This window comes from Streptomyces sp. 2114.4 (assembly GCF_900187385.1).
Classification (GTDB): Bacteria; Actinomycetota; Actinomycetes; order Streptomycetales; family Streptomycetaceae; genus Streptomyces; species Streptomyces mooreae.
Window position 1 is genome coordinate 5916229 of the sequence record NZ_FYEY01000001.1, and the last position, 23047, is coordinate 5939275.

At 72.8% G+C, this 23047-nt stretch carries 18 protein-coding genes; 15 read left to right on the forward strand and 3 right to left on the reverse strand.

Features of this window, described 5'->3' with window-relative positions:
* Nucleotides 1-128: 128 nt before the first annotated feature.
* From dxr to CFW40_RS26175, 6 genes are all read left to right on the forward strand, one after another.
* The gene (gene dxr, locus CFW40_RS26150) at nt 129-1403 is read left to right on the forward strand and encodes a 1-deoxy-D-xylulose-5-phosphate reductoisomerase (protein ID WP_088800323.1); all 1275 of its coding nucleotides are present in this window, start codon (nt 129-131) and stop codon (nt 1401-1403) included.
* Nucleotides 1400-2701 carry an RIP metalloprotease gene (locus tag CFW40_RS26155; RefSeq protein ID WP_088800324.1) on the forward strand — a complete coding sequence of 434 codons (1302 nt, stop codon included), beginning with the start codon at nt 1400-1402 and terminating at the stop codon, nt 2699-2701. The genes dxr and CFW40_RS26155 overlap by 4 nt, the downstream gene beginning before the upstream one ends.
* Nucleotides 2702-2874: 173 nt before the next feature.
* The gene (gene ispG, locus CFW40_RS26160; RefSeq protein WP_088800325.1) at nt 2875-4032 is read left to right on the forward strand and encodes a flavodoxin-dependent (E)-4-hydroxy-3-methylbut-2-enyl-diphosphate synthase; all 1158 of its coding nucleotides are present in this window, start codon (nt 2875-2877) and stop codon (nt 4030-4032) included.
* 174 nt (nt 4033-4206) lie between these two features.
* Nucleotides 4207-5052, forward strand: coding sequence for a GNAT family N-acetyltransferase (locus CFW40_RS26165; protein ID WP_088800326.1), 846 nt, complete (start codon nt 4207-4209; stop codon nt 5050-5052).
* Nucleotides 5053-5076: 24 nt separating this feature from the next.
* Nucleotides 5077-5613 (forward strand): GNAT family N-acetyltransferase, encoded by a 537-nt coding sequence (locus CFW40_RS26170; RefSeq protein WP_088802373.1) that lies wholly within the window; start codon nt 5077-5079, stop codon nt 5611-5613.
* Nucleotides 5614-6024: 411 nt separating this feature from the next.
* A complete protein-coding gene (locus CFW40_RS26175) occupies nt 6025-7734 on the forward strand; it encodes a proline--tRNA ligase (protein WP_088800327.1) in 1710 nt (569 codons plus the stop codon).
* A gap of 109 nt (nt 7735-7843) precedes the next feature.
* Here the strand turns inward: CFW40_RS26175 and CFW40_RS26180 are convergent, their stop codons facing one another.
* Genes CFW40_RS26180 through CFW40_RS26190 form a run of 3 tightly spaced genes read right to left on the reverse strand, consistent with a single transcriptional unit; the run spans nt 7844 to nt 9926 of the window.
* Nucleotides 7844-8755, reverse strand: coding sequence for an aminoglycoside phosphotransferase family protein (locus CFW40_RS26180; RefSeq protein WP_088800328.1), 912 nt, complete (start codon nt 8753-8755; stop codon nt 7844-7846).
* Between the two features lie 48 nt (nt 8756-8803).
* The gene (locus tag CFW40_RS26185) at nt 8804-9328 is read right to left on the reverse strand and encodes a ferritin-like domain-containing protein (protein ID WP_176956381.1); all 525 of its coding nucleotides are present in this window, start codon (nt 9326-9328) and stop codon (nt 8804-8806) included.
* A 49-nt stretch (nt 9329-9377) separates the two neighbouring features.
* Nucleotides 9378-9926: a hypothetical protein gene (locus tag CFW40_RS26190; RefSeq protein WP_088800329.1), complete on the reverse strand. Its 549-nt coding sequence runs from the start codon at nt 9924-9926 to the stop codon at nt 9378-9380.
* A gap of 160 nt (nt 9927-10086) precedes the next feature.
* Here CFW40_RS26190 and rimP point away from each other — a divergent pair, with 160 nt between their 5' ends.
* The 9 genes from rimP (at nt 10087) to CFW40_RS26235 (ending at nt 22907) form a co-directional block, all read left to right on the forward strand.
* The gene (gene rimP, locus CFW40_RS26195; protein WP_088800330.1) at nt 10087-10629 is read left to right on the forward strand and encodes a ribosome maturation factor RimP; all 543 of its coding nucleotides are present in this window, start codon (nt 10087-10089) and stop codon (nt 10627-10629) included.
* A 2-nt stretch (nt 10630-10631) separates the two neighbouring features.
* Nucleotides 10632-11624 (forward strand): transcription termination factor NusA, encoded by a 993-nt coding sequence (gene nusA / locus CFW40_RS26200; protein ID WP_088800331.1) that lies wholly within the window; start codon nt 10632-10634, stop codon nt 11622-11624.
* Between the two features lie 136 nt (nt 11625-11760).
* Nucleotides 11761-12057, forward strand: a complete 297-nt coding sequence (locus CFW40_RS26205; RefSeq protein ID WP_088800332.1) for a YlxR family protein — start codon at nt 11761-11763, stop codon at nt 12055-12057.
* A 163-nt stretch (nt 12058-12220) separates the two neighbouring features.
* Nucleotides 12221-15361 (forward strand): translation initiation factor IF-2, encoded by a 3141-nt coding sequence (infB, locus tag CFW40_RS26210; protein ID WP_088800333.1) that lies wholly within the window; start codon nt 12221-12223, stop codon nt 15359-15361.
* Nucleotides 15362-15536: 175 nt separating this feature from the next.
* On the forward strand, nt 15537-15830 hold the full coding sequence (locus CFW40_RS26215) for a DUF503 domain-containing protein (RefSeq protein ID WP_033269483.1): 294 nt from the start codon (nt 15537-15539) through the stop codon (nt 15828-15830).
* Between the two features lie 63 nt (nt 15831-15893).
* Entirely contained in the window at nt 15894-16346 is a 453-nt protein-coding gene (gene rbfA, locus CFW40_RS26220) for a 30S ribosome-binding factor RbfA (protein ID WP_088800334.1), read from the forward strand.
* The gene (truB, locus tag CFW40_RS26225) at nt 16343-17272 is read left to right on the forward strand and encodes a tRNA pseudouridine(55) synthase TruB (protein ID WP_088800335.1); all 930 of its coding nucleotides are present in this window, start codon (nt 16343-16345) and stop codon (nt 17270-17272) included. The genes rbfA and truB overlap by 4 nt, the downstream gene beginning before the upstream one ends.
* Nucleotides 17273-17577: 305 nt before the next feature.
* Nucleotides 17578-21696 carry a trypsin-like peptidase domain-containing protein gene (locus CFW40_RS26230; protein WP_088800336.1) on the forward strand — a complete coding sequence of 1373 codons (4119 nt, stop codon included), beginning with the start codon at nt 17578-17580 and terminating at the stop codon, nt 21694-21696.
* A gap of 263 nt (nt 21697-21959) precedes the next feature.
* Nucleotides 21960-22907 (forward strand): bifunctional riboflavin kinase/FAD synthetase, encoded by a 948-nt coding sequence (locus CFW40_RS26235; RefSeq protein WP_088800337.1) that lies wholly within the window; start codon nt 21960-21962, stop codon nt 22905-22907.
* Nucleotides 22908-23047 lie beyond the last annotated feature (140 nt).

Below are 23047 nucleotides of genomic sequence, written 5' to 3' on the forward strand. Positions count from 1 at the left end.
GTCCGCGCCCCGGGGCCGGTGCGGACCGGCCCCGGGGCGTGCGGCCCACAGCGGTGCGGGGCGTGCATGATCGGTATGACCCGCCCTGGGTGTCCGCGGCCCCCCGGCGACCGGCCACAATGGACCACATGACGGACTCCCTCGCCCACCCGCATCTGCGCTTCGAGCCGGCCGCCGCCGATCCCGACGGCCCGAGCGGCCCCCGTTCCCTCGTCATCCTCGGCTCGACCGGGTCGATCGGCACCCAGGCGATCGACATCGTGCTGCGCAACCCCGACCGCTTCCGGGTGACCGCGCTCTCCGCGGCCGGCGGCCGGGTCGGGCTGCTCGCCGACCAGGCGCACCAGCTGCGGGTGAGCGCCGTGGCCGTGGCGCGCGAGGACGCGGTGCCCGCGCTGCGCACCGCGCTGGCCGACCGCTACGGCGCGGGCGAGCCGCTGCCCGAGATCCTGGCCGGCCCCGACGCGGCCACCGACCTGGCCGCCTCCCCCTGCCACACCGTCCTCAACGGCATCACCGGCTCCATCGGTCTCGCCCCCACCCTGGCCGCCCTGAAGGCGGGCCGGGTGCTGGCCCTCGCCAACAAGGAGTCGCTGATCGTCGGCGGCCCACTGGTCAAGGCCGTCGCCGCGCCCGGCCAGATCATCCCCGTCGACTCCGAGCACTCCGCGCTCTTCCAGGCCCTGGCCGGCGGCGACCGCGCCGAGGTCCGCAAGCTCGTGGTCACCGCCTCCGGCGGCCCGTTCCGCGGCCGTACGAAGCAGGAGCTGGCCGCGGTCACCCCCGAGCAGGCGCTGGCCCACCCCACCTGGTCGATGGGCCCGGTCGTCACCATCAACTCCGCGACCCTGGTCAACAAGGGGCTGGAGGTCATCGAGGCGCACCTGCTCTTCGACGTCCCCTTCGACCGCATCGAGGTCGCCGTCCACCCGCAGTCCTACGTCCACTCGATGGTGGAGTTCACCGACGGCTCCACCCTCGCCCAGGCCAGCCCGCCCGACATGCGGATGCCGATCGCGCTGGGCATCGGCTGGCCCGAGCGGGTCCCGGACGCCGCGCCCGGCGTGGACTGGACGAAGGCGCAGACCTGGGAGTTCTTCCCGCTGGACGAGGAGGCCTTCCCGTCCGTCCCGCTGGCCCGCCACGTCGGTGATCTCGGCGGCACCGCCCCCGCCGTCTTCAACGCCGCGAACGAGGAATGCGTGGACGCGTTCCTCCGGGGCGGGCTGCCCTTCACAGGGATTGTGGATACCGTCGCCGCAGTGGTTTCCGAGCACGGGACGCCGGCCGGGGGAACTTCCCTGACGGTCGCGGACGTCCTGGAGGCGGAGACCTGGGCGCGCGCCCGCGCCCGCGAACTGGCCGCCCGTGCGGCACGGACACCTTCGGAGGCTCGCGCATGACGACCTGGATGACCATCCTCGGCATAGTCGTCTTCGTCGTCGGTCTGCTGTTCTCCATTGCCTGGCACGAGCTCGGCCACCTCTCCACGGCCAAGCTGTTCGGTATCCGCGTGCCGCAGTACATGGTGGGCTTCGGGCCGACGATCTTCTCCCGTAAGAAGGGCGACACCGAGTACGGCATCAAGGCCGTTCCGCTCGGCGGCTACATCCGCATGATCGGGATGTTCCCGCCCGGCGACGACGGAAAGCTGCAGGCCCGGTCCACCTCGCCGTTCCGCGGCATGATCGAGGACGCCCGCTCGGCGGCCTTCGAGGAGCTGCAGCCCGGCGACGAGAAGCGGCTCTTCTACACCCGCAAGCCCTGGAAGCGCGTCATCGTGATGTTCGCCGGGCCGTTCATGAATCTGATCCTGGCGGTCGTGATCTTCATGAGCGTGCTGATGGGCTTCGGCATCAACACCCAGACCACCTCGGTCGGCTCCGTCTCGGACTGCGTCATCTCGGCGGCCGCCAAGACCGACAAGTGCCCGCACGGCGCCAAGGACTCCCCGGCCAAGGCCGCCGGCCTGCGGGCCGGCGACAAGATCGTCTCCTTCAACGGCCACGCCGTCCCCGACTGGGGCGCCCTGCAGCAGCAGATCCGCGACACCACGGGGCCCGCCACCCTCGTCGTCGAGCGGCACGGCGCACGCCGGACGCTGCACGCCGACCTGATCGAGAACAAGGTCGCCAAGACCGACGGCCACGGCGGCTATGTCCCCGGCCAGTTCGTCACCGCCGGATTCCTCGGGTTCACGCCCGCCAGCGGCGTCGTCCAGCAGTCCTTCGGCCAGTCCGTCGACCGCATGGGCACCATGGTCGAGCAGGGCGTCTCCTCGCTGATAAACCTGCCCGCGAAGGTCCCGGACCTGTGGAACGCGGCCTTCAACGGCGGCGAGCGCAAGCAGGACTCCCCGATGGGCGTGGTCGGCGCGGCCCGGGTCGGTGGCGAGGTCTTCTCCCTGCACATCCCGCCGGAGCAGCGGGTGGCGACCATGCTCTTCCTGGTCGCCGGCTTCAACCTCTCGCTCTTCCTGTTCAACATGCTGCCGTTGCTGCCGCTGGACGGCGGGCACATCGCCGGCGCCCTGTGGGAGTCCGTCCGGCGGGCCTTCGCCAAGATCGTCCGGCGTCCCGACCCCGGCCCCTTCGACGTGGCCAAGCTCATGCCTGTCGCCTACGTCGTCGCCGGGATCTTCATCTGCTTCACGCTGCTGGTGCTCGTCGCCGACGTGGTGAATCCGGTGAAGCTGACCTAGAAAGCACGTTTGGCGGCGGCCGGACACCTCCGTGGCGTTTGGAGGTGTCCGGCCGTCTCCTTTCGTGGCGCCACAGGGGCGCGATGTGCTCATAGCAACCCCCGTGCCGTAATCTCGAAGACCGGAGCCCGCCGCTGCGGGGCCTAGATCCACACCTTGGGGTTGCTCGCCAGATGACTGCCATTTCACTGGGAATGCCGGACGTACCGACCAAGCTTGCCGACCGCCGGGTCAGCCGCAAGATCCAGGTCGGAACGGTCGCCGTGGGCGGAGACGCACCGGTCTCGGTGCAGTCGATGACGACCACACGTACGTCCGACATCGGTGCCACGCTGCAGCAGATCGCCGAGCTGACGGCCTCCGGCTGCCAGATCGTCCGGGTCGCCTGCCCGACGCAGGACGACGCCGACGCGCTGCCGGTGATCGCCCGGAAGTCGCAGATTCCGGTCATCGCGGACATCCATTTCCAGCCGAAGTACGTCTTCGCCGCGATCGACGCCGGCTGCGCCGCGGTCCGCGTCAACCCCGGCAACATCAAGCAGTTCGACGACAAGGTCAAGGAGATCGCCAAGGCGGCCTCCGACGCCGGCACCCCGATCCGGATCGGCGTCAACGCCGGCTCCCTGGACCGCCGCCTGCTGCAGAAGTACGGCAAGGCCACCCCCGAGGCGCTGGTCGAGTCCGCGCTGTGGGAGGCGTCTCTCTTCGAGGAGCACGGCTTCCGCGACATCAAGATCTCGGTCAAGCACAACGACCCGGTCGTGATGGTCAACGCCTACCGCCAGCTCGCCGCCCAGTCGGACTACCCCCTCCACCTCGGTGTCACGGAGGCCGGCCCCGCCTTCCAGGGCACCATCAAGTCCGCCGTCGCCTTCGGCGCCCTGCTCAGCGAGGGCATCGGCGACACCATCCGCGTCTCGCTCTCCGCGCCGCCCGCCGAAGAGGTCAAGGTCGGCATCTCCATCCTGGAATCGCTCAACCTGCGCCAGCGCCGGCTGGAGATCGTCTCCTGCCCCTCCTGCGGCCGCGCCCAGGTCGACGTCTACAAGCTCGCCGACGAGGTCACCGCGGGCCTCGACGGCATGGAGGTGCCGCTGCGCGTCGCCGTCATGGGCTGCGTCGTCAACGGCCCCGGCGAGGCCCGCGAGGCCGACCTCGGCGTCGCCTCCGGCAACGGCAAGGGCCAGATCTTCGTCAAGGGCGAGGTCATCAAGACCGTCCCCGAATCGAAGATCGTGGAGACCCTCATCGAAGAGGCCATGAAGATCGCCGAGCAGATGGAGAAGGACGGCATCGCCTCCGGCGAGCCGACCGTGGCCATCGCCGGCTGACCCGGCACCGCCCACAGCTGCCGAGCCCCGCCGCCCGCACCGGGCCGCGGGGCTCGCCGCTGCCCGGGACAATCCGTCCCCGGCGCCCGGGTACTCCCGCGCAGGTGGAGGTAAAGTGCCAGGACCTGCTTCCGCCTGGCCTCCCAGGCCCGTAACGGTGAGGCTTTCCGACACGTGCTGACGACCACCACCATCAAGGTCCTCGAGCCCGGGGACCTCGACGATGCGCTCGCGGTCCTGGACCGCGACCCGGTCGCCAACGCCTTCGTCGCCGCCCGCGTCCAGGTCGCCGGCCTCGACCCCTGGCGGCTGGGCGGCGAGATGTGGGGCTGGTACGTCGGCGGCCGCCTGGAGTCGCTGTGTTACGCCGGCGCCAACCTCGTCCCGGTCTGCGCCACCCCCGAAGCCGTCCGTGGCTTCGCCGAACGCGCCCGCCGCCAGGGCCGCCGCTGCTCCTCCATCGTCGGCCCCGCCGAGTCCACCGCCGAGCTGTGGTCGCTCCTGGAGCCCTCCTGGGGACCGGCCCGCGAGATCCGCGCCCACCAGCCGCTGATGGTCACCACCGCACCGGCCGCCGAGATCGCCCCCGACCCCTACGTCCGGCGGATCCGCAAGAACGAGATGGACCTGATCATGCCCGCGTGCGTGGCCATGTTCACCGAAGAGGTCGGCATCTCCCCGATGGCCGGCGACGGCGGGCTCCTCTACCAGGCCCGGGTCGCCGAACTTGTCGGCTCCGGCCGCTCCTTCGCCCGTATCGAGAACGGCAAGGTCATCTTCAAGGCCGAGATCGGCGCCGCCACCCAGCGGGCCTGCCAGATCCAGGGCGTGTGGGTCGACCCCGCCTACCGCGGCAAGGGCCTGTCGGAGACCGGCATGGCCGCCGTGCTGCGCTACGCCCTCAACGACGTCGCCCCCGTCGTCAGCCTCTACGTCAACGACTTCAACACCGCCGCCCGCGCCTCCTACCGGCGGGTGGGCTTCGAGGAAGTCGGCGCGTTCATGAGCGTACTTTTCTGACCCGCCGCCTTGTACGCTCCGAGCATGGATGACGTCGCGGTCGGCCCGCTTGATCTTGCTGCCCGCGTGGACGACGCGCTGGCCGTCCAGGCACTCGCCTTCGGCCTGAGCGCCGAGGAGATCGCCGTCCGCCGGCACATCGTGCTCCGTCACCTCACCTGCCCCGGCGCCCGCGCCCTCGGTGCCACCACCCCCGCGGGCCGGCTGGTCGGCTTCGTCTACGGCATGCCCAACGACCGCGCCCACTGGTGGTCCACCGTCGTCGAGCCCTACCTCCGCAGCGAGGGCCTGGACCACTGGCTCGACGACTCCTTCACCATCACCGAGCTGCACGTCCACCCCGACTACCAGCACCGCGGCATCGGCCGGACACTGATCACCCGCATCACCGACGGCGCCGCCCAACCACGCTCCATCCTCTCCGCCATCGACACCGAAAGCCCCGCCCGCCGCCTCTACCGCGCCCTCGGCTACCAGGACATCGCCCGCCGCGTCCTGTTCCCCAGCGCCCCGACCCCGTATGCGGTGATGGGAGCCCCGCTCCCCCTGAAGCGCCCCTGACCGTCCGCTGCGCTTGGCTTTCCTTCCCACGTTGTCGGCTGTCCCGCCGTGGCTCCCCCACTGCCTGAAGGGCGCCGGAGGTGCCCCCAGCGGCGGGCTGTTGTGAGTGGGGGAGAAAACCGGTGGGGGCGGGTCTTCTCCCTCGACCGCCCGCGGACGAAGGAAGCGGCCCGTCCCCACCGGCCTCTTTCCCCCCACTCACGGGAGGTGCCGCGCCGCAGGACGGAGTCCGGAGGAGCGGCACCGCACCCGACACACACGCCCGCCGCAGGCGAAACGGCGAGAAACCCCGACGGCGGGACAGCCGAAAACGTGGGAAGCCGGCCAAGCGCAGCGGATACGCATTTCCGCGCGACAGACCCCTGCAGCTAACCTCCAGGGAGTCACCTTTCTTACGCAGGAGAAACTCCCATGGCCCACGCCGCACAGGTCCAGCGCATGTCCCGCTTGATGATCAAGACACTGCGTGACGACCCGGCCGACGCCGAGACCGCCAGCCACAAGCTGCTCGTCCGCGCCGGTTACGTCCGCCGCTCCTCCGCCGGCATCTGGACGTGGCTGCCGCTGGGCAAGAAGGTCCTGGAGAACGTCTCCCGCATCGTGCGCGAGGAGATGGACGCCATCGGCGGCCAGGAGGTCCTGCTGCCGGCCCTGCTGCCCAAGGAGCCCTACGAGGCCAGCGGCCGCTGGGAGGAGTACGGCGACCTGCTCTTCCGCCTCAAGGACCGCAAGGGCGCCGACTACCTCCTCGGCCCCACCCACGAAGAGATCTTCACCCTCACGGTCAAGGACCAGTGCACGTCCTACAAGGACCTGCCGGTGATCCTCTACCAGATCCAGACCAAGTACCGCGACGAGGCCCGCCCCCGCTCCGGTGTGCTGCGCGGCCGCGAGTTCCAGATGAAGGACTCGTACAGCTTCGACACCACCGACGAGGGCCTGGAGCAGTCCTACGCCCTGCACCGCGAGGCCTACACCAAGATCTTCCAGCGGCTCGGCCTGGACTACCGCATCGTCTCCGCCGTCTCCGGCGCGATGGGCGGCTCCGCCTCCGAGGAGTTCCTGGCCCCCGCCGCCGCCGGTGAGGACACCTTCGTCGACTGCCCGGCCTGCGACTACGCCGCCAACACCGAGGCCGTCACGGTCAAGGTCGAGGCCGCCGACGGCTCCGCGCACGGCCCCGTCGAGGAGCTGGACACCCCAGACACCCCGACCATCGAGACCCTTGCCGAGCACCTTGGCGTACCGGCCTCGGCGACCCTGAAGAACCTCCTGGTCAAGGTCGATGGCGAGATCGTCGCGGTCGGTGTCCCCGGCCACCGCGAGGTCGACCTCGGCAAGCTCGGCGAGCACCTGGCACCGGCCACCGTCGAGCTGGTCACCGCCGAGGACTTCACCGACCGCCCCGAGCTGGTCCGCGGCTACGTCGGCCCGCAGGGTCTGGCCGGCAAGGCGTTCCGCTACATCGCCGACCCGCGTATCGCCCCCGGCACCGCCTGGATCACCGGCGCCAACAAGGAGGGCAAGCACGCCAGGAACGTCGTTGCCGGCCGGGACTTCGAGGTCGACGACTACCTCGACGTGGTCGTTGTCGAGCCCGGTGACCCCTGCCCGGAGTGCGGCACCGGCCTGAAGATCGACCGCGCCATCGAGATCGGCCACATCTTCCAGCTCGGCCGCAAGTACGCGGACGCCTTCGAGCTCGACGTGCTCGGCCAGAACGGCAAGCCCGCCCGGGTGACCATGGGCTCGTACGGCATCGGCGTCTCCCGCGCGGTGGCCGCCCTCGCCGAGCAGACCCACGACGAGAAGGGCCTGTGCTGGCCCCGCGAGGTCGCACCGGCCGATGTGCATGTCGTCGCGGCCGGCAAGGCCAAGCAGACCGAACTCGCCCTGGAGGTCGGCGAACGGCTCGGCGCCGCGGGCCTGCGGGTCCTCGTCGACGACCGGGCGGGTGTCTCGCCCGGCGTGAAGTTCACCGACGCCGAACTCCTCGGCGTGCCGACCATCGTCGTCGCCGGCCGCCGCGCCGCCGAGGGCGTCGTCGAGGTCAAGGACCGCCGCACCGGCGAGCGTGAGGAGCTGACGGTCGAGGAGGCCGTCGCCCGCCTCAGCGCGTAACCCCCGCACGGCCGACGGGCCGGCCATCGGGCACACACCCCGGCGGCCGGCCCGTTCGTCCGTCCCACCGGTGGGATCCCGCCAGGGCATCCCACCGGGGAGAGACCCCCTACAGCCAGGCCGCGAACTCCAGCAGCAGCTCGCCGCGCTGCCGGTCGCCCACCGCCACCTCCCGTACACCGGTGTCCACCGCCCGGTACAGCGTCCAGTCGCGCAGCCGGTCCCGGTCCACCTCCAGGGAGTCGGCCAGCTTGGCCACCCTGCGGCGGGCCGCGGCAGCCGCGCCCGCCCCGGCCGCCAGGTCCTCGAACCGGTCCAGCACCAGCGATGCCAGGTCGTATGCCCGCTCGCCCACCACCGGCGACGGGCCGACCGCCAGCCAGGGCGCCCGCTCACCGGCCAGCACCTTGCCCTGCCGGAACGCGCCGTGCAGCAGAAACCGCTCGTCGGACCCCTCCGGCAGGGCGCGGCGCAGCTCCAGCGCCTGATCCACCAGCGGCCCGGCCGCCTCGGTCAGCGCCCCGGCCGTCCGCAGCGCCTCCACGGCCTCCCCGGTACGCCCGGCCAGCGTCTCGAAGGAGTGCTCCGGTGCCGCCGGCACCCACAGTCGCCGCACCGTACCGGCCGCCTCCAGCAGTGCCTTGGCCTCCGGCAGCGACCGCAGCGACACCCCGCCCTGCAGCCGCTCCAGCAACAGCGCACCACTGGCGGCATCGGACCGCAGCAGCCGCACCGCGCCCCAGCCGTCCCACGCCTCCAGCACCGCTCCCTCATGCGCGGACACCCGCCCGGGCACCGGGAACTTCAGCGCGGCGGGCGACCGGTCCTTCTGCCGCACGAGGGCGACCAGACTGCTGCGGCCTCCGGGGGCCTGCACCCGTTCCAGCGTCAGATCCCAGGCCTCCAGCCGCTGCTGAACCAAGGTCGGCAGGGCGTCGAGCCACTGCCGTACGGGGCTTTCCGGATCGCCGCTCAGCGAACTCACCAACCGCTGCGGCGGTTCGATGGGTGCCGTTGCCATGCTTGAGCCGTCCCCTTCCTGGGCCGTGACCGGACCGCGGCCGGTCCTTCAGAGCGCGCCCGCGGAAGCGCTCGCGGCGCCGGAGCCGGAGCCGGTGGCGGCCGCGGCCCGCTCCACGAGCCCAGGGAAGGCTACGCCGCTGCCGCGCCAGCGCACCGCCCGCACCGCTGCCTCGCGCAGCGCGGCCGCCGCCTCGGCGCGCCGGGCCGCCGCGCCGGCCCGTACGAGATCCGCGTAGACGGCGGCCAGCCGGTCCTCCAGCTCCGCCGCCAGCCGGACGGCGGCGGCCGCGTCCGGGACCGGGAAGGGCAGTTCGTAGGCGGCGGCCGCGGCACGCGGGGTACCGCCCAGGTCACGCACCTCGCGGCGCAGTGCGTCCCGGCGCGCGCGATGCCCGTCGTACGCCGCCTGCGCCTCCTTTCGCCGGTCGTCCGCGATCCGCCCGCCGACCACGCCGTAGCCGTAGACCGCCGCATGTTCGGCGGCCAGTGCCGCCTGCACCGCGGTCAGCTCGTCGTGCCCGCCGTCCGCCTCCTCGTGCCCGCTTTTGCCGTGCGCCGCCGTGGTCCTCATCCGCTCACCCCTTCGCCGGTCCCTGCTCCTGGCCCCGCTGCCCTGCCCGTCATCCGGCCGGCTCCGTCAGCAGATACGCATGGGCCGCACCGGCCGCCGCGACCGAGGCGAGCAGCCGGGCCAACTCCGGGGGCGCGGTGGTCAGAGCCTTGGCGCGGACATCGGCGAGTTTGCGCTCGGCCTCGGCCAGGGCGGTGCGTGCGGCCCGTTGGTCCCGGGGGGCCTGGGGGGCGGACGGCCGCCGGGAGCCCTGCGGCGCGGGGCCGGAAGCGGGCGCACCGGCATCGCGCGCCGGGCCGTCGTCCGCCCCGCCGCCGGGGGAGGGGGCGGCCCGCTCACCGGTGAACGCCTCGGCGTGCCGGGCGACTTCCGAGCGCAGCGGGCGCAGCTGCGGCTCCAGCGCCGGATGCGCGGCCAGTGTGGCGTCGTAACGCGCCAGCAGGGCCGTGCTGTCGCGGGCGGAGCGCCGGCGCAGCCGGTCGGCGGCAAGGGAGCGTTCGGTCCGGTCGGGGCCGTCGTCCTCCGAACAGCCGGTGAGCAGCGCCACGCCCCCGAGGGCGGCGCCGGCCAGCAGGGTCCTTCTGCGTGTGAGCGCCACTTTCGGCACGTTGCACTTCCCGGGGTCTTTCGTCGTGATCACCGCAGGCGAGAGTATCCGTGACCACCCACCGAATCGTCAGTACCCCGCCGGAACCGATAGGCTTTGACCCGACACACGACCCACCCACAACAGCACACGCGGCCGAGGAGTCACCCGGATGAGCACCACCCAGAGCGAGAGGCTGCGCGGATTGCTTGAACCGCTCGTCGCCGCGCGAGACCTGGATCTGGAAGAGATCGAGGTGACACCGGCAGGCAAGCGGCGGGTGCTGAGGATCGTGGTCGATTCCGACGAGGGCGTCCAGCTGGACGAGTGTGCCGAGCTGAGCCGCGAGGCCTCCCAGGTCCTGGACGACTCCGATGTGATGGGCGGCGCCCCGTACACCCTTGAGGTGACCTCTCCCGGCGCCGACCGCCCGCTGACCGAGCTGCGGCACTACCGCCGCGCCGTCGGCCGCCTCATCAAGGCCCAACTCCACGAGGGCGGGGAGCTGGTGGCACGGATCACCGCCGTCGACGACGCCGGGCTGGACCTCGAGGTGCCGGGGGTCAAGGGCCGCAAGCCGACCACCCGCCGCGTCTCCTTCGACGAGATCGCCAAGGCGCGTGTCGAGCTGGAATTCAGCCGTAAGCCCGACAGGACAGACAAGCGCGACGCGCAGCACGACGAGAAGATCGACGAGAACAAGGAGGAGGCGTAGCCGTGGATATCGACATGAGTGCCCTGCGGGGTCTGGTGCGGGAGAAGGAGATCTCGTTCGACCTGCTGGTCGAGGCGATCGAGTCGGCCCTCCTCATTGCCTACCACCGCACCGAGGGCAGCCGCCGGCGGGCGCGGGTGGAGCTGAACCGCAACACCGGCCATGTGACGGTGTGGGCGAAGGAGGATCCGGAGGACCTGGAGGAGGGTGCCGAGCCCCGCGACTTCGACGACACCCCGTCCGGTTTCGGCCGGATCGCGGCGACCACCGCCAAGCAGGTCATCCTGCAGCGGCTGCGGGACGCCGAGGAGGAGATCACCTTCGGCGAGTTCGCCGGGCGCGAGGGCGACGTCATCACCGGCGTCGTCCAGCAGGGCAAGGACCCGAAGAACGTGCTGGTGGACGTCGGCCCGATGGAGGCCATGCTGCCGGTGCAGGAGCAGGTCCCCGGTGAGGACTATGCGCACGGCACCCGGCTGCGCTCGTACGTCGTCCGGGTGGCCAAGGGCGTCCGCGGCCCGTCCGTGACGCTGTCGCGCACCCACCCCAATCTGGTGAAGAAGCTCTTCGCCATGGAGGTCCCGGAGATCGCGGACGGCTCGGTGGAGATCTCCGCCATCGCCCGCGAGGCCGGCCACCGCACCAAGATCGCCGTACGGTCCGTCCGCTCCGGCCTGAACGCCAAGGGCGCCTGCATCGGCCCGATGGGCGGCCGGGTGCGCGCCGTGATGGCCGAGCTGCACGGTGAGAAGATCGACATCGTGGACTGGTCCGACGACCCGGCCGAACTGGTGGCGAACGCGCTGTCACCGGCCCGGGTCAGCAAGGTCGAGGTCGTGGACCTGGCGGCCCGCTCCGCCCGGGTCACCGTCCCCGATTACCAGCTGTCACTGGCCATCGGCAAGGAAGGGCAGAATGCCCGGCTCGCCGCCCGCCTCACGGGCTGGCGGATCGACATCCGCCCGGACACCGAGCAGCCCGCACCACAGGACTGAGACCGTTCCACCACGGACGGTGACGCCGCGGCCCCCGAAAATCGGTGGTGCCGCGGCGCTCCGACCGGAATGCTGAGCAGCCGTTCCGCCTTTACCCCATAGGGGTCGGGCCGGCGCGGGGAGGTAGACTTAAGCAGTGTCTGGCCGGACGCATGCCCGCGCATGCCCTGAGCGCACCTGTCTGGGATGCCGGGAGCGAGCGGCCAAGGGCGATTTGCTGCGCATCGTGGAGATCGAGGGCGAGTGTGTCCCCGATCCTCGCGGTACGCTGCCCGGCCGGGGTGCTTACGTGCACCCGACACTGGTCTGCCTCGACCTGGCGGTTCGCCGCCGGGCGTTCAACCGGGCCTACCGGGCCCGGGGACCGTTCGACACGACGGCGCTGCGCCGGTTCATCGAGCGGACGCCCGTCGAGCAGCCGCCGTTGCAATAACGCACAGCAGCACGAAACGCACAGCGCACGGAGAACCGTGCGGTCAGGTACCTCGCGAGTCGGAAGTAGGTCGAGATTGCGATGAGCACTCGATGAGTACGCGATGAGTACGCCCATGAAGTAGCGACGGTCCGGTGGACAACCCGGACCTAGAAGGAGCGAAGTGGCTAAGGTCCGGGTATACGAACTCGCCAAGGAGTTCGGCGTTGAGAGCAAGGTCGTCATGGCCAAGCTCCAAGAACTTGGTGAATTCGTCCGTTCGGCGTCCTCGACGATCGAGGCGCCGGTTGTTCGAAAGCTGACCGACGCTTTCCAGGCAGGCGGCGGCAATGGCCGCGCCGCCGGCAAGCCCGCGGCGCCGCGCAAGTCGGCCCCCGCGAAGCCGTCCGCGCCGTCCCCGGCGCAGGCTGGGGGCACCTCCCCTGCCGCCAAGGCAGCGGGGGAACGTCCTGCTGCCCCGAAGCCGGGCGCCCCCAAGCCGGGCCCCGCGGCTCCGGCAGCCCCCGAGGCCCCGAAGGTCCCCGAGGCCCCGAAGGCCCCCGAGGCACCGGTGGCTCCCAAGAGCACTCCCGCCGCCGGCCCCACCCCGGGCCCGCGCCCCACCCCGGCGCGCCCCGCGGCACCCAAGCCCGCTCCGGCCGCCCCCGCGCAGCCCGAGTTCCAGGCTCCGCCGTCCGCGCCGGCCGCTCCCGCCGCCGGCCAGTCGGCTCCCCGTCCCGGTGCCCCCGGCCCGCGTCCGGCCCGTCCGGCGCCCGGCCAGGGCGGTCAGGGCCGCGGTAACGCTCCGCGTCCCGGTGGCGAGCGTCCGGCCCCGCGTCCCGGCGGCCGTCCCTCCGGCCCCCGTCCGGGCAACAACCCCTTCACGTCCGGTGGCTCCACGGGCATGGCCCGTCCGCAGGCCCCCCGTCCCGGTGGCGCCCCGCGTCCCGGTGGCCAGGGTGGTCCCGGCGGTCCGCGTCCGCAGGGCGGCGGCCAGGGTGGCCCCCGTCCCCAGGGCGGCCAGGGCGGTGCGCGTCCCACCCCCGGTGGTATGCCCCGTCCGCAGGGTGCCGCTCCCGGTGGCGCCCCGCGTCCCGGCGGTGGCGGCGGTAACCGCCCGAACCCGGGCATGATGCCGCAGCGTCCCGCTGCCGGCCCGCGTCCGGGCCCCGGCGGTGGCGGCGGTCGCGGTCCCGGCGGTGCCGGTCGTCCCGGTGGCGGTGGCGGTCGTCCCGGTGGCGGCGGTTTCGCCGGCCGTCCCGGTGGCGGTGGCGGTCGTCCGGGTGGCGGCGGCGGTTTCGCCGGTCGTCCCGGTGGCGGCGGTCCCGGTGGTGGCGGCGGCTTCGGCGGTCGTCCCGGCTTCGGTGGCCGTCCCGGCGGTCCCGGTGGCCGTGGTGGCACGCAGGGTGCGTTCGGCCGTCCCGGCGGTCCGGCGCGCCGTGGCCGCAAGTCGAAGCGGCAGAGGCGTCAGGAGTACGAGGCCATGCAGGCCCCGTCGGTGGGCGGCATCATGCTGCCCCGCGGCAACGGCGCGACGGTTCGCCTGTCGCGCGGTGCCTCGCTGACGGACTTCGCCGAGAAGATCAACGCCAACCCGGCGTCGCTGGTCCAGGTCATGCTGAACCTCGGCGAGATGGTCACCGCGACCCAGTCGGTCTCCGACGAGACGCTGCAGCTGCTCGCCGAAGAGATGAACTACGTCGTCGAGATCGTCAGCCCGGAGGAGGAGGACCGCGAGCTGCTCGAGTCCTTCGACATCGACTTCGGTGAGAACGAGGGCGGCGAGGACATGCTCGTCGCGCGTCCGCCGGTGGTGACCGTCATGGGTCACGTCGACCACGGTAAGACCCGGCTGCTCGACGCGATCCGCAAGACGAACGTCATCGCGGGCGAGGCCGGCGGCATCACCCAGCACATCGGTGCCTACCAGGTCGCGACCGAGGTCAACGACGAAGAGCGGCGCATCACCTTCATCGACACCCCCGGTCACGAGGCGTTCACCGCCATGCGTGCCCGTGGTGCCAAGTCGACCGACATCGCGATCCTCGTGGTGGCGGCCAACGACGGTGTCATGCCGCAGACGATCGAGGCCCTGAACCACGCCAAGGCGGCCGAGGTGCCGATCGTGGTCGCGGTCAACAAGATCGACGTCGAGGGCGCCGACCCGACCAAGGTGCGCGGCCAGCTCACCGAGTTCGGTCTGGTGGCCGAGGAGTACGGCGGCGACACGATGTTCGTCGACATCTCCGCCCGTGAGGGTCTGAACATCGAGCAGCTGCTCGAGGCCGTGGTCCTGACCGCGGACGCCTCGCTCGACCTGCGCGCCAACGCGGAGCAGGACGCGCAGGGCATCGCGATCGAGGCCCACCTCGACCGTGGCCGCGGCGCCGTGGCGACCGTCCTGGTCCAGCGCGGCACGCTCCGCGTCGGCGAGACGATGGTGGTCGGCGACGCGTACGGCCGGGTCCGTGCGATGTTCGACGACAAGGGCAACAACGTCGAGGAAGCGGGTCCGTCGACCCCCGTCCTGGTCCTGGGTCTGACCAACGTCCCGGGCGCCGGCGACAACTTCCTGGTCGTCGACGAGGACCGTACGGCCCGTCAGATCGCCGAGAAGCGCGCGGCGCGCGAGCGCAACGCCGCCTTCGCCAAGCGCACCCGCCGGGTGTCCCTCGAGGACCTGGACAAGGTGCTCAAGGCCGGCGAGGTCCAGCAGCTCAACCTCATCATCAAGGGTGACGCTTCCGGTTCCGTCGAAGCCCTGGAGTCCTCGCTGCTCCAGCTCGACGTCGGCGAAGAGGTCGACATCCGGGTGCTGCACCGCGGCGTCGGTGCGGTCACGGAGACCGACATCAACCTGGCGTCCGGCTCCGACGCGATCGTCATCGGCTTCAACGTGCGCGCCGAAGGCCGCGCGACGCAGATGGCCGAGCGCGAGGGCGTCGACGTCCGGTACTACTCGGTCATCTACCAGGCGATCGAGGAGATCGAGGCGGCCCTCAAGGGCATGCTCAAGCCGGAGTACGAGGAGGTCGAGCTCGGTACCGCGGAGATCCGCGAGATCTTCCGCTCGTCCAAGCTCGGCAACATCGCGGGTGTGCTCATCCGCTCCGGCGAGGTCAAGCGCAACACCAAGGCGCGCCTCATCCGCGACGGCAAGGTGGTCGCGGAGGACCTCAACATCCAGGGTCTGCGCCGGTTCAAGGACGACGTCACCGAGATCCGCGAAGGCTTCGAGGGCGGTATCAACCTCGGAAACTTCAACGACATCAAGATCGACGACGTCATCGCGACGTACGAGATGCGCGAGAAGCCGCGCGGCTGATCGTGCAGCGGCCCGCCCGTGGCGCTTCCACCCCGGTGGTGGTCGCGCGACGGGCGGGCGGCCGGCCGGGGCCGGTCGGCGGAAGGTATTTCCGTCGATCGGCCCCGGCCGTTCCGTGTACGGTTCGAAATGACACGGACACCTAAGGCCCCACGGGCGGCTCAGCCCGTCTTGCATGTACGTAGGGACGCTGTCCTTCGACCTGCTTCTCGGCGACGTACGGTCGCTGAAGGAGAAGCGCTCCGTCGTCCGCCCGATCGTCGCCGAGCTGCACCGCAAATTCGCGGTGAGCGTCGCCGAGGTCGGGGACCAGGATCTGCATCGCAGGGCCACGATCGGCCTGGCGGTGGTCTCCGGGGACACGGGGCATCTGACCGATGTCATGGACCGTTGCGAGCGCCTGGTCGCCGCACGGCCCGAAGTGGAGCTGCTGTCGGTACGCCGGCGGTTGCACGGCGACGACGACTGACCCGGACCGGGCAGGCCGCCGCCGGTGGAAGCACAATTGTGGAAGAAAGAAGGAGACGGACCAGTGGCCGACAATGCGCGGGCGAAGAAGCTGGCGGACCTCATCCGGGAGGTGGTCGCCCAGAAGCTGCAGCGCGGTATCAAGGACCCGCGGCTCGGTTCGCACGTGACCATCACGGACACCCGGGTCACCGGCGACCTGCGGGAGGCTACGGTCTTCTACACGGTCTACGGCGATGACGAGGAGCGGGCCAGCGCCGCCGCCGGGCTGGAGAGCGCCAAGGGCATCCTGCGCTCCGCGGTCGGGGCCGCGGCGGGGACGAAGTTCACGCCGACCCTGGCCTTCGTGCCGGACGCCCTGCCGGAGAACGCCAAGACGATCGACGACCTGCTCGACAAGGCACGGGCGTCGGACGCCAAGGTGCGCGAGGTCTCCTCGGGCGCCCAGTACGCCGGTGAGCCCGACCCGTACCGCAAGCCGGGCGAGGACGACGACGAGGGCACCGCGGCAGAATGAAGCGTGAGAGCAACAAGCCGGGCGGCCTCGTGATCGTCGACAAGCCGGCCGGCTTCACTTCGCATGACGTGGTGGCGAAGATGCGCGGAATGGCGCGCACCCGCCGGGTCGGGCACGCCGGCACGCTCGACCCGATGGCGACGGGCGTGCTCGTCCTGGGGATCGAGCGGGCCACCAAGCTGCTCGGCCACCTCGCGCTGACGGAGAAGGAGTACGTCGGCACGATCCGGCTCGGCCAGACGACGGTCACCGACGACGCCGAGGGCGAGATCACCGCGTCGAAGGCGGCGCACGGTCTCGCCCGCGAGGACATCGACGCGGTCGTCGGCCGGCTGTCCGGCGCGATCATGCAGGTGCCGTCGAAGGTCAGCGCCATCAAGATCAACGGCAAGCGGTCGTACTCGCGGGTCCGCGACGGCGAGGACGTGGAGATCCCGGCCCGGCCGGTCACCGTCTCCTCGTTCGTGGTGCACTCCGCGCACGAGACCGAGGCCGAGGACGGTACCCCGGTGACCGATCTGCTGGTCTCCGTCGAGTGCTCGTCCGGTACGTACATCCGTGCCCTCGCCCGCGACCTGGGCGAAGGGCTGGGCGTCGGCGGCCATCTGACGGCGCTGCGCCGCACCCGCGTCGGCCCGTACAAGCTGGACCGGGCGCGCACCCTCGACCAGCTCCAGGCCTCCGTGGACGACACCGAGGGGGAGGGCCTGCCGGTCATGCCGCTCGGGGACGCGGCCGCCGCGGCGTTCACCCGCTGGGACGTGCCCGAGGCGCAGGCCCGGCTGCTGCTCAACGGCGCACGGACCCCGATGCCGCGCTTCGAGGGCAGCGGCCCGGTCGCGGCGTTCGGGCCGGACGGCCGGTTCCTCGCGCTGGTGGAGAACCAGGGCGGGAAGGCGAAGAGCCTGGCGGTGTTCGCGGTCTAGTACCGCAGTTGCCGTATCAGGGCCGGCCAGGGCCGGCGAGCAGGGAACCCGTGGGGCCGGGCCCGGAGACGCGTGGACGACGCGCTCCGGGCCCGGCCCTTTGCGTGCCTGTATGCGGCCGTGCGGTCCTGCTTTCCCTGTCGCCCGGCCCTCCGGTTCTGCGCGGGGTTCCGGCTATTCACTCATTCGGTGAGGCGCTTGAAGTGAATCAAGGCGCGGAGGGGGGCGCGTTGCCCTGGGGCCCTGTCGAGACGATCACCGCCTGCTTACCGTGCGGGGGACGGCACAGGGCGAGAGGACCGGCGATGGCATTGCTGGATGCCGATGCGGACACGGCACTGGTGCGGATCCGCGATCTGGCAGGTCGGACACGTGGCACGGGGTTTCTCGCGGACCACGACGGCACCGTGATCACCAGCCACGAAGCGGTGGACGGCGCCGCGCAACTGGTGTTGCAGCCCATGGCGGACGGCGCCGGAGGCGGCGCGGCCGGGGGCGGCGGATGGACGTGCGTGGTGGCGGCCGATGCGGTGACGCCCCTGCCGGAGGCCGGGCTCGCCCTCGTCCGGGCCGGCGGCTTCGGACCGCACCGGCTCACGCCGCTGCCCATCGCCGCGGCCCGGCCGACCGCGGGCACCACCGCCCGGCTCTGGGCGGGCGGCTGGCTGGACGGCACGGTCGTCGGACCGGGCTCCGGGGTGATGTACACGGCCGCCGAGCGCGTCCACCTCCTCGACGACACGCTGGAGCTCGGCCTGTGCGCCGGGGGCCGGGAGGCGCTGCGGCTGCGTGGACTGGCGGTCGGCGGGCCGGTGCTGGACGCCCGGACCGGCGCGGTGCTCGGCATCCTCGGCACCGCGCTGCACCCCCAGGCTCCCGGCCGCGGCCGCCCGGGGGAGGGTGCCTTCGGGCGCCGGGCGGGCGGCTTCGCGATCCCGCTGCGCGCGGTGGCCGAGGCCGCGCCACAGGGCGCGCTGGCCGCGCTGCTGGAGCGCAATGCGGCGACCGTCCCGGCCTACGGCAGCGAGTTGAACCCGGCCGGCGCGCGGCGGCTGGCCGAGTTGTCGAAGGGCTCCGCCGAGCGGCCGCGGCTGGGACGGGAGCCGGTCGAACGGCCGGAAGCGGCCGCCGAGTTCGCGCGCTTCGAGGAGGGCCACGGGACGGCGGCGGCATGTGTGCTGGGGCTGGTGGGACAGCCGGGATGCGGCCGGAGCACGGAACTGGCCGGCCTCGCGGCACGCCGGGCCCAGGGCCCCGGCCTCGCCGCGACCATCCGGCTGCGCGGCGCGGACCTGCGGTCCGACGACGACGGGGTACGAACCGCCGTCGAACGCGCGCTGCGGTCCGCCGGCCGTACCGTCGCCCGGGAGGGCCGTACCGCCGGTGACCCGGCGGACACCACCTCCGAGGACGTCGCACGGGCGGCGGCCGCGGCCGGCCGCCCGCTGCTGGTGCTCCTCGACGGGCCGGAGGAGATGCCTTCGGCCCTGGCACAGGGGGAGCGGCTGGCCGGGTGGACCACGGCGACGGCCGACTGGCTGCGTACCACCGGCGTGCGGCTGGTGGTCGCCTGCCGCCCCGAGTACTGGGAGCGGGCCGGTGCGCTCTTCCCGCCCGGTGTGCTGCACCGGCCGCTGCGTCCGGCGCCCGCGCTGCCCGCCTGCGTGGAGCTCGGTGACCTCACCGAGGAAGAGGCGGAGCGCGCCCGCGGCCGCTACGGCCTGCCGCCGGGCGCACCGGCCGCGCCGGACGCCCGCCATCCGCTGTCCCTGCGCCTGCTCGCGGAGGTCGGCGCGGCGCTCACCGAGGGGGACGGGACCGGGCGGTGCGCCGACGAGCCGGCCGGCCTCGGCACACCCGACCGCCACCAGATCTTCGACGCCTACCTGGACCTGGTGTGCCTGCGCATCGCCGTACGGCTCGCGGCCGGCCACCGGCCCCCGTCGCGCGCCGCCGCCGTGCGCCGGCTGGCCGCCCAGGTCGCCGGGCAGGTGCACGAGGCGGCCCGCCGCTGCCTCGGCCCCGGTCCGGGCGCGCTGGACCGTACGTCCTTCGAGGAGGTGTTCCCGCGCGAGCCCGGCTGGGCCCGTGCGGTGCTGGCCGAGGGGCTGCTGGTCCCGGCCGGCACCGGATTCCGCTTCGCCCACGAGGAGTTCGCGGAGTGGCTGCAGGGCGCCCATGCCGACCTCGACCTGCTGCCAGTCCCCGGACACCGCGTCGGGCCGGCCGTCCAGGCGCTGCTGCTGCTCGGCAGGCGCGAGGGGGCGGTGCAACTGACCTTCCGGCTGGCCGAGTTGGTGCCGATGGCGACCGCCCCCGGGGCCGCCCCCGCGGCCGGTTCACCGGCCGCGCGTGCCGTGGACGGCCGCTGGTGGGCCGCTCATCTGCTGTCCGGTGTGCTGCTCCGGGTCCCCGACGCGAGGCCGTACACGGGCGTCCTGCGGCTGCTCGCCGACCGGATCACGGAACGCTCACTCCGGGCGGGTGGCTTCGCGCAGACGGGGCTGGAGGCCTTCGGGCCGTGGTTCTGGGAGCGGTTGGCGCTGGCCGACGAGGACCGGATGGACCTGCTGCGCCGCCTGCTGCCGGCCGACGGGCCGCCGTGCGGGGCGGGGCGGAGGGCGGCCGGCGCGGAGCGGTACGCGGAGACGGGTACGGAGGCGGAGGCGGAGGAGGGAGCCGCGGGAGCTGTGCCGTCCGGGGCGCCGTCGCGGGCCGGGTGGCCGGTGCCGTCGCCCGGTTCGTCGCCGGCCGAGCGGTTGCCGTCGTCCAGCTCATCACCTCTGCCTTGTTCCTCCTCATCGTCCGATCCCTCTGCATGGTCCGGTCCGTCCTCGTGGTCCGACCGGTTGCCGTCGTACGGCCCGCCCGGGGCGTTCGATCCCGCGCCGGGCGGTCTGTCGTCCTCCGCCGTAGCCGTCGACGGTCCGGGTGCCGGCCACCGTTTCGCACCGCCGCCGCGGGTACGCGTCCACCCCGCTGACGACCCGGCGTCCGGCCCGGACGGCGACGGCCGGACGGATGCCCTCGGTGCCCCGCGCTCCAGCCCCGCCCGGGCCGACACCGACGGCAGCGCGTCCGCAGCGGCCCCCGCAGCCCGGACCCGGTCCGCCGCGGCACGCTCGCCCCGGTTTCTCGATGCCGCGGCCGCACTGCTGTGCGCGGATCCGCAGCGGATGCAGCCTTTGCTGTGCGCCTGGTTCGACGACACCCGCCCGCTGCAACGCCCCGGCGCGGAGGACGGCGGTCCGGCCCACCCCGTAGAGGCCGTGCCTGGCGAGATCACCGTGGCCACCGCGGCGCAGGCGCTGCTGCACACCCATCGCCACCGGGCGCTCGACGCCCTCACGGAGGCGCTGGTGCAGGCCGCGCACCCCAGGGGCGACGAACTGATGGACGCACTGGCCGAGGACGAGCCGGCCGCGGTGTGCCGGGCCGTGGACCGGTGGGCGCACGACGCGCGCCCCGAGCGGCGGGCCGCCGCCGTGTCGTACGGCCTGCGGGCCGCCCGGCACGTGACCGCCGGAGCCGACCGCGCCCTGCTGCGCTACGCGGCCCTCTGCCTTCTCGCCCGGAGCGCCGACAGCGCCCACCACGGCTCCGCGCTGGCGCTGCTGATGGGCGACCCGGCCACCCGCTCCCGCTTCCTGGACCGGGCGCTGGCCCGCTTTGTCGCGGGGGATCCGCAGCTGCCGCCCACGGTGTTCACGGCCGCCCTCGCCGACCATCCCGAGCCGGTGCTGACCGCGTTCCGGGCCCGGCTGATCGGCGGCGCCGGGCCACCGGTGGCGGCCGCCCTCCTGTGCATGCTCGCCCGCACCGATGCGCCGGACCTCGTCGCCCGGGTCGCCGACCTCGTCCGTGACTGTGCCCGGCACTGCCCCGAGCGCGCCGCACGGCCGGTCGCGGAGTTCATCGACCGCCGCCTCGAACGGGGCCCGGCCGCCCGCGCCGCGCTCCGCCCGCTCGCCGTGGAGCTGCTGACCGGCTCCCCCGTAGCGGTCCGGTGCGCGCTCGCGGCCGTGGTGGCCGAGACGGGGTGTGGCGACTCGGTTGCGTTGCGCCGCGAACTGCTCGATGCGCTGCTGGCGCAGGAGGCCTCCTATGTGGCGCCGCACCGCGTCCATGAGGAGAGCGAGGGCGGCCGGGACACCCGTGTGCTGGAGGCCCTTCTGGAAGCCGCAGCCGAGGGCGCGGAGCGGCGGCCGGCGGAGCGCACCAGGGAGCTGGTGCACCGCACCGGGATGCTGCTGGTGCGTACGCCTGCGGGCGCGGCGTGCTTCGACCGGCGGCTGGTGGAACTGGGACGGCGGCTGCCGGGTTTCGCACGGCGGGTGCAGGACTGGGTGATGGATGAGCCGGGGGAGTGGGCGGCAGTGGTGGGCCCCGGCGCCCGCGCCACGCTCGCCGGGTCGCACAGCTGACGGGCAGGAGCTGTCGAGGCGCACCAAGGGGCGTTGGGGGCGGAAGGGGCCGCGGGGCCGGGGCCGGATCGGGCGGGCCGGCCCGGGCAGAGCTGTCCGCGACCCGCGAGACCGTCCGTGGGATCAGGGCCGGACAGGGGCTGGGACGGGTGCCCTGAGCCACCCTTAGCGCGGAGCATCACCCGCGGCATGGCAGTCTTAGACCTGCGCCATGCCGAATTGGCGCAATGGACGGACAAGGGTTCGGGCGAGGAGCGGGCACTGTGCAGCGCTGGCGTGGCTTGGAGGACATCCCCGAGGGCTGGGGACGCAGCGTCGTCACCATCGGCTCCTACGACGGAGTGCACCGCGGCCACCAACTGATCATCGGCAAGGCCGTCGCGCGCGCCCGTGAGCTGGGGATCCCCGCGGTGGTCGTCACCTTCGACCCGCACCCGAGCGAGGTCGTGCGGCCCGGTACCCACCCGCCGCTGCTGGCTCCGCACGACCGGCGTGCGGAGCTGATGGCCGGTCTGGGGGTGGACGCGGTGCTCATTCTCCCGTTCACCAAGGAGTTCTCGAAGCTGGCACCGGCCGATTTCGTGGTCAAGGTGCTGGTCGACAAGCTGCACGCCCAGGTCGTCGTCGAGGGCCCCAACTTCCGCTTCGGGCACAAGGCGACCGGCAATGTCGCGACCCTCGCGGAGCTCGGGACCACCTACGACTACACCGTGGAGGTCATCGACCTCTACGAGCGCGGGGCGGCGGGCGGCGGCGAGCCGTTCTCCTCCACGCTCACCCGCCGCCTGGTCGCCGAGGGCGATGTGGCCGGCGCGATGGAGGTCCTGGGAAGGCCGCACCGGGTCGAGGGCGTTGTCGTACGCGGTGCCCAGCGCGGTCGTGAACTGGGCTTCCCGACAGCCAATGTGGAGACCCTGCCGCACACCGCGATCCCGGCCGACGGCGTCTACGCCGGGCTGCTGCAGGTCGAGGGCGAGGCGATGCCGGCGGCCATCTCGGTCGGCACCAACCCGCAGTTCGACGGCACGGCACGGACCGTCGAGGCATATGCCATCGACCGTGTCGGCCTGGATCTGTACGGGCTGCACGTCGGGGTGGACTTCGTCGCCTACATCCGCGGCCAGGAGAAGTTCGACACGCTCGACGCGCTGCTGGAGCGGATGGCGGTCGATGTGAAGCTGGCTCGGGGCTTGATCGCGGACGCGGGCTGAGGCTTCGCGCTTCTGGCGTTACTTCCCTTCGGGGCGGGTGCTTTCTTCCCCTCGGGGACGGTCGTCTTTCCTCACCGGGGGCCTGCCGCCCGGTCCTCGCCCGGGCTTTTCCCGCCCGGTCTTTTTCCCGGTCCGGTCCT